The 11,661-nt window shown below is 40.6% G+C and carries 12 protein-coding genes; 4 read left to right on the top strand and 8 right to left on the bottom strand.

Going from position 1 to position 11,661, the window contains the following annotated elements; genetic code table 11:
• Nucleotides 1-307 precede the first annotated feature (307 nt).
• The 3 genes from AABI99_RS16425 (at nt 308) to AABI99_RS16415 (ending at nt 2,460) form a co-directional block, all read left to right on the top strand.
• Complete coding sequence (locus AABI99_RS16425; RefSeq protein ID WP_338367160.1) at nt 308-799, top strand: peptidylprolyl isomerase; 492 nt, start codon at nt 308-310, stop codon at nt 797-799.
• A gap of 70 nt (nt 800-869) precedes the next feature.
• Entirely contained in the window at nt 870-1,607 is a 738-nt protein-coding gene (locus tag AABI99_RS16420) for a UDP-2,3-diacylglucosamine diphosphatase (protein ID WP_338367159.1), read from the top strand.
• A 52-nt stretch (nt 1,608-1,659) separates the two neighbouring features.
• Nucleotides 1,660-2,460 (top strand): transporter substrate-binding domain-containing protein, encoded by an 801-nt coding sequence (locus tag AABI99_RS16415; protein WP_338367158.1) that lies wholly within the window; start codon nt 1,660-1,662, stop codon nt 2,458-2,460.
• Nucleotides 2,461-2,503: 43 nt separating this feature from the next.
• On the opposite strand, the gene miaE is transcribed toward AABI99_RS16415, so the two are convergent.
• Nucleotides 2,504-3,262: a tRNA isopentenyl-2-thiomethyl-A-37 hydroxylase MiaE gene (miaE, locus tag AABI99_RS16410; RefSeq protein WP_338367157.1), complete on the bottom strand. Its 759-nt coding sequence runs from the start codon at nt 3,260-3,262 to the stop codon at nt 2,504-2,506.
• Between the two features lie 211 nt (nt 3,263-3,473).
• Here miaE and AABI99_RS16405 point away from each other — a divergent pair, with 211 nt between their 5' ends.
• Nucleotides 3,474-4,073, top strand: coding sequence for a Yip1 family protein (locus AABI99_RS16405; RefSeq protein WP_338367156.1), 600 nt, complete (start codon nt 3,474-3,476; stop codon nt 4,071-4,073).
• 99 nt (nt 4,074-4,172) lie between these two features.
• Here AABI99_RS16405 and purF read toward each other — a convergent pair whose 3' ends face one another.
• The 7 genes from purF to AABI99_RS16370 all read right to left on the bottom strand — a co-directional run.
• Complete coding sequence (purF, locus tag AABI99_RS16400) at nt 4,173-5,699, bottom strand: amidophosphoribosyltransferase (RefSeq protein ID WP_338367155.1); 1,527 nt, start codon at nt 5,697-5,699, stop codon at nt 4,173-4,175.
• Nucleotides 5,700-5,717: 18 nt separating this feature from the next.
• On the bottom strand, nt 5,718-6,212 hold the full coding sequence (locus tag AABI99_RS16395) for a CvpA family protein (protein ID WP_064386048.1): 495 nt from the start codon (nt 6,210-6,212) through the stop codon (nt 5,718-5,720).
• A 170-nt stretch (nt 6,213-6,382) separates the two neighbouring features.
• A complete protein-coding gene (locus AABI99_RS16390; protein WP_338367161.1) occupies nt 6,383-7,018 on the bottom strand; it encodes an SPOR domain-containing protein in 636 nt (211 codons plus the stop codon).
• An 11-nt stretch (nt 7,019-7,029) separates the two neighbouring features.
• Nucleotides 7,030-8,295: a bifunctional tetrahydrofolate synthase/dihydrofolate synthase gene (folC, locus tag AABI99_RS16385; RefSeq protein ID WP_338367154.1), complete on the bottom strand. Its 1,266-nt coding sequence runs from the start codon at nt 8,293-8,295 to the stop codon at nt 7,030-7,032.
• A 25-nt stretch (nt 8,296-8,320) separates the two neighbouring features.
• On the bottom strand, nt 8,321-9,196 hold the full coding sequence (gene accD, locus AABI99_RS16380) for an acetyl-CoA carboxylase, carboxyltransferase subunit beta (RefSeq protein WP_338367153.1): 876 nt from the start codon (nt 9,194-9,196) through the stop codon (nt 8,321-8,323).
• Nucleotides 9,197-9,336: 140 nt separating this feature from the next.
• On the bottom strand, nt 9,337-10,131 hold the full coding sequence (gene truA / locus AABI99_RS16375; protein WP_338367152.1) for a tRNA pseudouridine(38-40) synthase TruA: 795 nt from the start codon (nt 10,129-10,131) through the stop codon (nt 9,337-9,339).
• Nucleotides 10,132-10,276: 145 nt separating this feature from the next.
• A partial coding sequence (locus AABI99_RS16370; protein ID WP_338367151.1) for a FimV/HubP family polar landmark protein occupies nt 10,277-11,661 on the bottom strand: 1,385 nt, incomplete at its 5' end.

The raw sequence follows: 11,661 nt of genomic DNA, 5'->3' as shown, positions 1-11,661 counted from the left end.
CGTTAGTGTGTTGTATATTTGTACCATTTATTTTAAGTCCTTGACTGTTTGCTGAATCTGCTATGTTAACACTTGAAAAGCCCCTGCTCTAGCGCTTTTTATATCAGGGACACTTCAATTTAGGTATTCATTGAGATTATAAAATCTACACAAAATACTCCGCCAAAATAACAGTTCGATATTATACCTTTTAAAGTACATGACTGAGTATTTTTAGGTAGTTTAAGAGTAGATAACAAGCACTTTGTTTATCTTGATTAACTAAGATAAAATAGTGCAACTAATTAAACCAGATATAGGAAACCACATGGTTGTTCTACACACTAATTTTGGTGACATCACCATTAAAATGTTTGAGCAAGAAGCTCCAAACACAGTTAAAAACTTTTTAGAGTACGCTAACTCAGGTTTTTACAACGGCACTATTTTTCACCGTGTAATTGACGGCTTTATGGTGCAAGGCGGTGGGTTTGTACCTGGTATGGATCAAAAAGAAGTTAATGATCCAATTCAAAACGAAGCAAATAACGGCCTATCTAATAAGGTAGGTACCTTAGCAATGGCACGTACGCCTGATCCACATTCAGCAACGGCTCAATTTTTTATAAACGTTAATGACAACGACTTTTTAAACCACAGCAGCGAAACTTCACAAGGCTGGGGCTACTGTGTATTTGCCGAAGTTGTTGAAGGTATGGACGTAGTAAACAAAATTAAAGGTGTAGCAACAGGCAGCGCTGGTTTTCACCAAGACGTGCCGCTTGAAAATGTAATCATCGAAAACGTTACTGTAAGCTAACCGTTTTTTGATACACTGAGTAATTAAGCGGGCACCAAGCCCGCTTTATTTAACCTAACCAGATGCCTCTATGACTTCTCAAACATACTTTATTGCTGATTTACACCTTAGTGAAAACCGTCCTGATATTAGCGAGGCTTTTTACCACTTCATAAATACGCACATTATTGGGCAAAAAGTAGATGCGTTATACATTTTAGGCGATTTTTTTGAAGTATGGGTTGGGGATGACTACGTAACACCATTAGCCAGTGAGGTTGCAAAACATTTAAAAGCCGTAAAAGATGTCGGGACACCGGTGTATTTTATACATGGTAATCGTGATTTTATTATGCGGGACCAATACGCAAATCTTGCAGGAATGACGCTTTTAAATGAGCAGGCAGTTATAGATTTATACGGTACACCAACGGTTATTTTGCACGGTGATGAAATGTGTACTCAAGATGTAGAGTATCAAAAGTTTCGTAAAAAAAGCCGGGGCTGGTGGTGGCCAAAATTAATGTTAGCCATGCCGCTGTGGTACAGAAAAAAAATAGCGCGTAACGCAAGAGAAAAAAGCAAATTAAGCCAAGCCGATAAACCTATAGAGATTTTAGACGTAGTAGATGATGCCGTATTAGCAATGTTTGCAAAGCATAATGTGAGCAACATGATACACGGTCATACTCATCGCCCTAACGTACACACATACACTGTGGGTAAACAAACACTAACACGAACTGTGCTGGGTGATTGGTATACACAAGGCTCATATTTAGTAGTTACCCCACAAGGTCAAAAGCTTATAAATATCCCCCTCGCATAATCTCAAATCCTGACTATTATTTAAGTACTTTTTGGTAATAGGATAAGGATATATGAATAAAGCTATTTATTGTTTACTGCTTTGTTGCATTTTTTCCAAAGGGTACGCCGCAGAAAATTGGCAGCTCGTTGCCGAAAACTCTCCTCCCTATATCGGTGAGCGCTTGATGGATAACGGGTGGGTTACTGCATTAACTAAGGCGGCCTTAGCTAATCAAAACATTAAAAACGATATAGAGTTTACCAGTTGGAACCGAGCACTGAAGCTAACCAAAATAAATAAAAAAGATGCCATATTGGGGGCTTTTTATACAAAGCCGCGTACTGAGCTTTTTTATTATTCGCGCCCACTTGCCAACGTCTATGTTGGGCTATTTAAACTCAAAGGCAGACAAATAAACTATGATGGCAGTATAGAGTCTTTATACCCGTACAGCATTTGTAAAGGCACTGGTTACGCCGTGAGTGAGGCTTTTTCTGAAAGCAATGGTCTTGCTGTAACCTCAACGCGTGGACTTATCAATAGTTTGTATATGTTACAAAAAGGACGAATAGATTTAGTCGCGGGCACCAAAGAAGTGGGTGAATATTGGCTAAAAAACACCGAAAAGCTTAATGAGCCAGGCGCACCGCACGTTGAATATATTTCGCCCGACTTAGAGCACCATCAACTGCACATTATGTTTCCAAAGTCAGATCCTAAATCAAAACATAAAAGAGATGCGCTCGAACGCGGTTTTTCGAGTATTTTATACAATGGCGTTGCAAAAAAGGTTTTAGTAAAACATGGCTTTACACAAAGCAAAGCCCTTGAACTTATAGATTTTATAGAAAGTAGTAGCACACCTAACTAGCCGATGTGCTGGTAGCGCTCCATATCACTGATTTAGTTTGTGACTAGGCAGGTATGCCACTGTGAAATTTAAAATCTTCATCAGGACTGATAATTAAATCTGCCTCAGTTTTACCAAAAAACTCAACTCGTTCAGTAATATCAAAGTCCGCAATTTCTTGTGCAAGTGTTAAATAATCTTGGTAGTGGCGCGCTTCAGAGCGCAATAGAGAAATATAAAAATCGCCCAGACGCTTATCAACATGCGGAGCAAGCTTTGCAAAACGCTCACACGAGCGTGCTTCAATGTAAGCACCTACAATCAACTTGTCTACCAGTGCATTAGGTTCAAAGGTTTTAACGTTACGTAGCATCCCTTTTGCATAACGACATGGTGTAATACTACGATACTCTACCCCGTACTCGTCCATTATTTCGAGCACTTGATAAAAGTGATGTAATTCTTCTTTTATCAGCATAACCATTTTATCTACTAAGTCTTGGCCATAAGGTGAGTTTGACTTTGGAATAATAGATTTTGTTAGTTTATTTTTAGCTGCTAAATCGCGCCAATTACCTTCTCGCTTATAAATTAGTGTTTCAAAGGGTTTTAACCATTCAAGTAATGCATCGCCACTTTCTTTATCTACTGCGTACTTACGAATTAAAAACATGGCACTTTGTGCTGCTTTTAGCTCACAAATTAAGTGATCGATTAAAATAATCGATAAATTTTCTTTTTTTATTGCTTCACTCACCCACTCCTTAGGGGTTTCGCACAATAAAAAATGATTAATAGGGGCTAAAAGTTTGCTATGTGGCACAGGACTGCTCGTTTCTTCAAATAATTAAAAGGCTATTTTAACACGAAAACTTATGAACAATAAAACACGCTAAAAGAGACCTAAAGATGTTAATAGGCAGTTAACTTGACTTTGAGTATGAACTAAGCCATAAATATAAATACTGTATAAAAAACACACTAACATTATTTGGATAAACAAACAGTAATACATTCCTTTATGGAGTTTCGCTATGATACTAAATCATCTATGGGGCATTTATGCTCACCCGCTTGAAGAATGGCAAACAATAGATAATCGCCATGAAAGCCTTACTTACAGTCTGTCGCATATTTTACTGATTGCATTATTTCCATCGGTAATGGGGTATTACTCATCGGTGTATTTAGGTTGGAGTATTGGTGCTGGCAATCCAGTATTTTTAACCCATGACAGTGCATTACTTATTGCAGTGGCCATGTATGGGGCGCTAATAGCTGGTGTATTTGCATTAGCCTATTTAGCACATTGGATGGCTGTTACATTTGGCGCTAAGCCCACATTTACGCAAACCTTAGAACTTGCTGCTTACACTGCTACACCAGTGTTTATGTCGGCCTTAGCCGCTTTTTTACCTGAGCTGTGGTTTGTGGTGTGTGTTGGTATGCTAGCGCTTGCCTACTCGGTTTATTTACTTTATACAGGTGTCCCCATACTCATGCACATCCCCCAAGAGCGTGGCTTTATTTATGCCAGCTCAGTTGTCACTTGCGGGCTAATTTTATTGGTAATAATTTTAGCTGTAACCGCAATACTTTGGACTAATGGCATTGTAAGTCCAATGTTTACCTAATCAACCACGTTGTTTGATATGAAGTGTTCCCTTTCTTTCCTTCGCAAAAAAGGAGCTAATTAGCTCCTTTTTTTATGTGTGCATTAATTTACTTAACATTTAATCTGCTTCGTTGGCAGCTTGGTTGTGTATCTCAAGACCAGACGACATCGCATTTTCACGGTTACTTTTAGCTGAGTCGTTACGTAATTGATCAATATGATTTAAATAATCTTGGTTGATATCGCCAGTGATGTATTGCCCATCAAATACTGAGGTTTCAAACTTAGTTATTTCTGGGTTTTCTTGGCTTACTGCTGCAATTAAATCGTTTAGCGACTGAAAAATTAAGCCATCCGCACTAATACTTTGATTAATATCTTCAACTTCGCGGCCATGAGCAATCAGCTCTGCGGCAGATGGCATATCAATACCATACACGTTAGGGAAACGAATTTCGGGAGCTGCTGAGGCAAAATAAACATTTTTTGCACCGGCTTCACGGGCCATTTCTACAATTTGTGCTGAAGTTGTACCTCGTACAATTGAATCATCAACCAGTAATACGTTTTTGCCTTTAAACTCACGATCAATAGCGTTTAACTTTTGACGTACTGACTTTTTACGCATTTCTTGGCCTGGCATAATAAATGTGCGGCCAATGTATCGATTTTTAACAAACCCTTGACGGTAAGGTAAGTCAAGGACACGCGCAATTTCTAATGCCACATCGCATGAGGTTTCTGGAATGGGAATAACGACGTCAATGTCTTTTTCGCTCCACTCTCGCGCAATTTTTTCACCTAGTTTAGTCCCCATATTTACACGCGTAGCGTAAACCGACATACGGTCAATGGTTGAATCAGGGCGTGCAAAATACACAAATTCAAAAATACACGGCGCGTAAGAGGCTTTTTCTGCACAGCTTTGTGAATAAAATTGGCCATCTTCGGTTACGTAAATTGCCTCGCCTGGCGCCACGTCACGTACAAACTCAAAGCCGTCTGGCTTTAACGCTACACTTTCTGAGGCAAACATGTACTCAGTGCCTTTAGGTGTTTCACGCTTACCAAATACCAGCGGACGAATACCATTAGGGTCACGAAAAGCGAGTACGCCATGCCCAATAATCATTGCAATAGCAGCATAGCCACCAGTAACCTTGCTATTTACTTCAGTTACCGCGGTGAAAATATCTTCAGCATCTAAATGTAATTTGTCAGACTTACTTAGCTCATGCGCCATGATATTAAGCAATATTTCTGAGTCAGACGTTGTGTTAACGTGACGACGCGCTTCTGAAAATAGTTGCTGCTTAAGTGTTTCAGCATTAGTTAAGTTACCATTATGCGCAAGCGCAATACCAAATGGTGAGTTAACATAAAACGGCTGCGCTTCAGACGAACTTGACGAGCCTGCGGTAGGGTAACGTACGTGGCCAATACCAATTGTGCCTTGTAGTCGTTTCATATGGCGGGTGTGAAACACATCCTTTACTAGGCCATTTGCTTTGCGTAAGCTAAACGTATTGTTTTCAATGGTGATGATGCCCGCGGCATCTTGACCTCGGTGCTGCAAAACAGTTAAGCCATCATAAATCGCCTGATTAACAGGAGATGTTCCGACTATCCCAACGATACCACACATGTAATTTATCCTCGCCGATTAACGGTTTACTGAATTTAAAAAGCTCGAGTTGTTTTCTAGGTACGAAAAGAACCATTCAACAACAAAGCCAAATTCTGGAATCAAAATAGAATTGCCCCACCAGTGCGTGTTTGGAGCACCAGTAAAAGCATCAAGAAAGAAGAGTAACGCGCTCACGACCAACACGCCTCGTAATGCACCAAAAACAATGCCAAAGACACGATCGGTGCCAGATAAACCGGTACGCTGTACAAGCTCACCTAAAATGTAGTTTAGTAAACCGCCTAACAGTAGCGTCGCAAAGAAGAGTATGGCAATGGCCGCCGCATTTCTTAAAAGGGGTTCAGAAATACTTGTTAGGAAGGAAGCTAAATAGTGGTAAAACAAACTAGAGATGATAAATGCGCAAGCCCAAACTGCTAATGACATGGCTTCTTTAACAAAGCCGCGTATTAAACCGATGATGGTAGACAGTGCAATGATGCCAAGAATGGCGTAATCAACCCAGATCATATTAACCAATTAGTCGCTATTTTGGGGCGCATTCTATACCCAAACCTCGTTAATATGCAAGTTAAAGCGGGAGATTACCAGCAACTAGTACATACAAAAACTTAACAATTTATTGGCCATTTTTTGGGGTTGAAAACAAAAAAGGCCTTACTGTGTAAGACCTTTAAAAATCAATTTGCAACCTTGTATTGGGTGACTTTACCGTTTAGCTTGGTGAGTGCTTTAAGCTCAGGTAATTTTTTACTCAGTTCCCCCTTATTGAGGGATGGGCCAACAAACACTTTAGTTAATGTGCCATTGGGTGTTTTGATTGGCTTTGTAAACGTTTTAAAACCTTTTGCTTTAAGCTTTGCTTGTAAGGCTTTAACGTTAGCCGCATGCGAAAAGCTCCCTAGCTGAATAACATAGGCCATATCAGTAAGGTTTTCCTCACTTTTACGTGGTGCAATAGGTTTTGTTTTTACCGGCTCTGCCTCTTTTGCTACAGGCTCTGGCGTAGTTTGAGGTTTTATTTTTCCTTCGACTATTTCAGGCTCTGCTGCGTATTGGCTTTCTTGGCTTGTCAGCACGTTGTCATCAGCTGCGATATCTTCAATTGGCTCTTGTTTTAAAGGCTCAGCTTGCGCTACTTTTTCATCTATAGACTCTTGAAGGTCAATAGTTTTAAACTCAGAGCGTTCAGGAATAGCTTTAAAGCCCTCTTTGTAGTGGACCTTTTCGCCATCAAGTATATTAGGAATAAACACAATTGCTGCGATCACCACTATACTGGTTCCGACTAAACGATTTATAAAACCTGAGTTCACCGACATTCTCTCTATTTTTTAAAGTAGTTTATAGCATCTGCAACAGTAAAAAATGAACCAAACACGATTAAAAGCGTGTCGCTTTGCTGTGTTGGCATAATTACATCAAGTGCATCGTGCACACTATGATAACGCTCGTGCGTGCCTTTATGTGGTATAGCTTGCAACGCTGTAGCAATATTTTCAACGTTATCACCACGTGGTATATGTAAACTAGCAAGTGACCATTGATCAACTACATTGCTTACCTCTTTGAGCACACCAGCTTTGTCTTTATCAGCAAGCATAGCGACTAATGCATGAATTTTAAAGCCTTTATCTTTATAGCTTGCAAGCTTAAGTGCTAAATAACGAGCAGATTCGGGGTTATGCGCTACATCTGTAAACACCAAAGGTGCACAGCTAAGTTGCTGAAAACGCCCTTCTACAATTAAGTTTGCTAAGCAATCCTTAACAACCTCATTACTTGGTAATAAATCTAACACTGCTAAGGTAGTTAAAGCCGTTGCGGCATTTTGTGCTGGAATAGCTGGTTTGTCTAACAACAGGTCATGATTTTTAAATTGCCATGTAAAGTTCGTTGAGTGTTCTTTAAATATAAAATCAGTGCCCGATATAACCATGTTGGCTTTTATTTCTGAACCGTAATCGGTCATGGTATGCGGTATGTTTAAATCACCAATAATTGCCGGCGTATTAGAACGGAAAATACCAGCTTTGTCATAAGCAACAAGCTCACGAGTATCGCCTAAGTATTCTTTATGATCTAAGTCTATGGTGGTGATGACACTGGCATAAGGTGTAACAATATTGGTGGCATCGAAGCGCCCACCCAAGCCAACCTCAAGCAGTACATAATCAACTTCACAGCGCTTAAAAATAGCTAAGGCCCCAAGCGTGCCATATTCAAAATACGTCAGTGCCGTGCTACCACGGCCTTGCTCTAGAGTGTGAAAAGCATCAACATGATATTGATCATCAAGTTCTTGGCCATTTATGCGCACTCGCTCGTTATACCTAATTAAATGAGGTGAGGCATACGTACCGACACTGTAGCCTTGGGCGAGTAATAACGATTCTAAACAACGTGCAGTTGTCCCTTTGCCGTTTGTGCCGCCAATAAGAATGATTTTGCTGGGGGTATTTAATAAGCCAATGTTATTTGCAACAGTAGCGACGCGTTCAAGTCCCATCTCTATATTTGCAGGGTGAACACTTTCTAAATAACAAAGCCAATCATCAAGGCTTGATGATTGGCTAGGAATTGTGTTTGTCATAGCGTTTGATCAGTAAAGCTGAAATTTACGCTACTCTATGCTCTTGTTCAGTAGAAGGCAAGTTCATAAATTTAGCAAGTACGCGTGCTAAGGTGTCGCGCATTTCACGGCGGTCAACAATCATATCAATTGCACCATGTTCTAATAAGAACTCACTACGCTGAAAACCTTCTGGTAGAGTTTCACGTACTGTTTGTTCAATCACGCGCGGGCCAGCAAAACCTATTAAGGCCTTTGGCTCAGCAACATTAATATCACCTAACATCGCCAGTGATGCTGAAACACCGCCCATAGTTGGATCTGTCATCACCGATATGAATGGCAGGCCTTTTTCACTCATTTTAGCAAGCGCAGCACTGGTTTTAGCCATTTGCATTAGTGACATAAGCGCTTCTTGCATACGCGCACCACCAGAAGCTGAAAAACATACCAATGGCATGTTGTGCTCTAAACACTGGTCTACGGCATCCACAAAGCGTGCACCAACCACAGATGCCATTGAGCCACCCATAAACGAGAATTCAAAAGCAACCGCGGCAACAGGGATCCCTTTTAAACGCCCTTTCATTGCAACTAACGCGTCTTTTTCGCCACTTACTTTTTGTGCAGCGCTAATCCGGTCTGAGTATTTTTTAGAGTCTTTAAACTTTAATACATCTTTAGGCTCGTGCTCAGTACCTAGCTCTGTGCGGTCACCTTCATCTAAAAAATGCTCTAAACGCTTACGCGCACTCACACGCATGTGATGGTCACATTTAGGACATACGTTTAATGATTTTTCTAATTCAGCTTTATATAATATTGAATCGCAAGCTGTACATTTAGCCCAAACGCCCTCTGGAATTTCTTTACGACCTGAAGACTTAGTCGTTTTAGGTAAGATTTTTTCTAACCAACTCATTTGCAACTCTCTTAATGCTGTTCTGTGTCGCGAGTCTGCTAATAACTAGCAGACAGATTTTTTCAATTAAAACATGAATTACGCAAACACGGTATAAAAAACTGGTCTTAGTAGTTATATAAACGCTTATAAATTCAACACTAACAATCCGAGTCAGGCAAAAATAATGGCCCTAGCGGTGTTTTAGGAATATTAAAGTGTTCTGGGTAATCTACATCCACTAAATACAGCCCTGCAGCTTTTGCCGTGGCACTGGCTTTTGCGCGCTCTTTTAGATCTAATAGTTCTTTTAACCATACAGGCTGCTGTTTATGCAGACCTATGTCCATTAAACAACCGGTAATATTGCGCACCATATGGTGTAAAAACGCGTTCGCTTTAATATCAATAATAACGTAATCACCTTGGCGCTGTACCGATAAATGATGAATCGTTCTGTTTGCAGTATTAGCTTGGCAATGCAGTGCTCTAAAAGAGGTAAAGTCATGCTCACCAATTAAGTACTGACATGCCTCTTGCATTTTTGTTTCATCAAGAGGGTGATGAAAATGCGTAACGCCTTCATTCATAACCGCCCCTCTGTAAGCGTAATTATAAATAACATAACGGTAACGACGAGCAGTTGCGCTAAAACGCGCATGAAAGTCTTCGTTTACAGGCTGTGCAAAACGAATGGCTATATCTTTAGGAAGTAGTGTATTCATTCCCATCGTAAAGGCTACCATTTCGCGCGGAGCGTGAGTCTCAAAATGGATGACTTGCCCTGTGCCATGCACACCTGCATCTGTGCGGCCCGCGCATACTATTTCAACTGGGTGATTACAAATACGCGACAACGCGGTCTCTACTTCTTGTTGTACGCTATTTACATGTGATTGTCGTTGCCACCCACTATAACGTGCGCCGTTGTATTCAACTCCAAGTGCTACTCGCATAATTACTGCTTTACCTACTGTGCTAATGAACGGGGCATTTTATGCTATCTCGCGGTGCAATAAAAGCCAGTGTCTGGTGATCCGATAAATACCTACAAAAAAGCCGCAATAAACATATTATTGCGGCTAAACTAATGTGTAAAAATTACTTTAGTTTTGCTTTTAAGCTTTGTGCTTCTTCTTGCACATCTTCCGGACCACTTTCTATCACTTCCTCAATGACTTTCAAAGCAGAGTCAAAGTCGTCAATTTCAATGTACGCTCTTGCCAGATCGAGCTTAGCCGAATATCCCCCGCTCTCTAAATCAACATCGGTAGGATTATCCCCTGCAAGCAACGAATCAAAGTCACTTAACCCTACATCCATATTAACCTCGTCATAGGGTTCGTGCTCGAGTACTGAGTCATCGCTTTGCTCAAGTAGCGCGTCAATATCAACAAAGTCATCGGTGGTAGTTTGCGGATCACTTTGCGAAGGCTCTTCTTGCACCGTATTCGTTTCAACTTCGCTATCTAGGTCTTCATTTAATAGGCTATCAAAGTCGACATCAAATTCGCTGCTATCTTCTAAATTTAACTCATCCGGTTCAGCTAATTCACTCAGTAACGCATCAAAATCGGTTTGCGTTAAGTCAGCCATAAACTCATCGTCTAGCTGATCATCAGCTATAACGTCTTCATTGATTTGATCATCCGCAGCCTGAGTTAGCTCAGCTTCTAATTGCGAATTTGTTATTTCATCGTCAACGTCTTTTGAAAGTGCTTGTTCTAAAATTGCATCGTCAAAATCAGGCTGTTCTTGCCCACGGTCCGTTGCCTGCTCCTCACTTAAAGACATCTCTTGCTCTAAAGACGCATCAAGCTCATCGTCAATTAGCGGCTCATCATCTAAGTCGCTATCTAACGCATCAATACCGGTATTATCAGCAAGTGCATTGGCTAAGTCTTGCTCAGCTTGGCTAGGCGCCATACCGCTTGCTTGCCCATCAAGTTCATCACCTTGTAACTCTTGCGGGATATAAGAAAGCTGATCATCCAGATCAATTTCGTCATTATTATCAAGCTCTAACTCAGGGTACTCGTCAAGCTCCTCACTCGGCGTTACTTGATCATCTAATAATGCATTAAGCTCATCTTCTAACTCATCAACGCTTTGCAATAAATCATCATCGAATACGCCTTCATCTTCATCCGTATTTTCCGATAAATCTAGCCCACTTTCATCATCAGTTAATTCATCAAATGATGATGGAATTTGATCGTGGTTATCATCGGTATGCTTCGGCTCAAGTTCTGGCTCTGAAAAATCATTATCAATGAGTAACTCATCATCAATATCGTCTTCTAAGCTATCTAATTCACTGCCTGCAAGTGCATTTGCTAAGTCTTGCTCAGCTTGACTTGGCTGCATGCCTGTTGCATCACCATCAAGCTCATCTCCTAATAACTCATCAGGTAGATATTGCTGCTGCTCTGTTACATCTAACGTCTCGGGATTATCATCTGAAAAGTCTATATCATCACTAAGCG

This window comes from uncultured Pseudoalteromonas sp. (assembly GCF_963922945.1).
Lineage (GTDB): Bacteria > Pseudomonadota > Gammaproteobacteria > Enterobacterales > Alteromonadaceae > Pseudoalteromonas.
This window is presented reverse-complemented; position numbering and strand designations above follow the sequence as displayed.

What these genes read in the sequence shown, in the direction of transcription:
- truA (WP_338367152.1), bottom strand. Translation starts at nt 10,131, where the DNA reads ATGCGAGTAGCACTTGGAGTTGAATACAACGGCGCACGTTATAGTGGG.
- purF (WP_338367155.1), bottom strand. Translation starts at nt 5,699, where the DNA reads ATGTGTGGTATCGTTGGGATAGTCGGAACATCTCCTGTTAATCAGGCG.
- folC (WP_338367154.1), bottom strand. Translation starts at nt 8,295, where the DNA reads ATGACAAACACAATTCCTAGCCAATCATCAAGCCTTGATGATTGGCTT.
- AABI99_RS16405 (WP_338367156.1), top strand. Translation starts at nt 3,474, where the DNA reads ATGATACTAAATCATCTATGGGGCATTTATGCTCACCCGCTTGAAGAA.
- AABI99_RS16425 (WP_338367160.1), top strand. Translation starts at nt 308, where the DNA reads ATGGTTGTTCTACACACTAATTTTGGTGACATCACCATTAAAATGTTT.
- accD (WP_338367153.1), bottom strand. Translation starts at nt 9,196, where the DNA reads ATGAGTTGGTTAGAAAAAATCTTACCTAAAACGACTAAGTCTTCAGGT.
- AABI99_RS16395 (WP_064386048.1), bottom strand. Translation starts at nt 6,212, where the DNA reads ATGATCTGGGTTGATTACGCCATTCTTGGCATCATTGCACTGTCTACC.
- AABI99_RS16420 (WP_338367159.1), top strand. Translation starts at nt 870, where the DNA reads ATGACTTCTCAAACATACTTTATTGCTGATTTACACCTTAGTGAAAAC.
- AABI99_RS16415 (WP_338367158.1), top strand. Translation starts at nt 1,660, where the DNA reads ATGAATAAAGCTATTTATTGTTTACTGCTTTGTTGCATTTTTTCCAAA.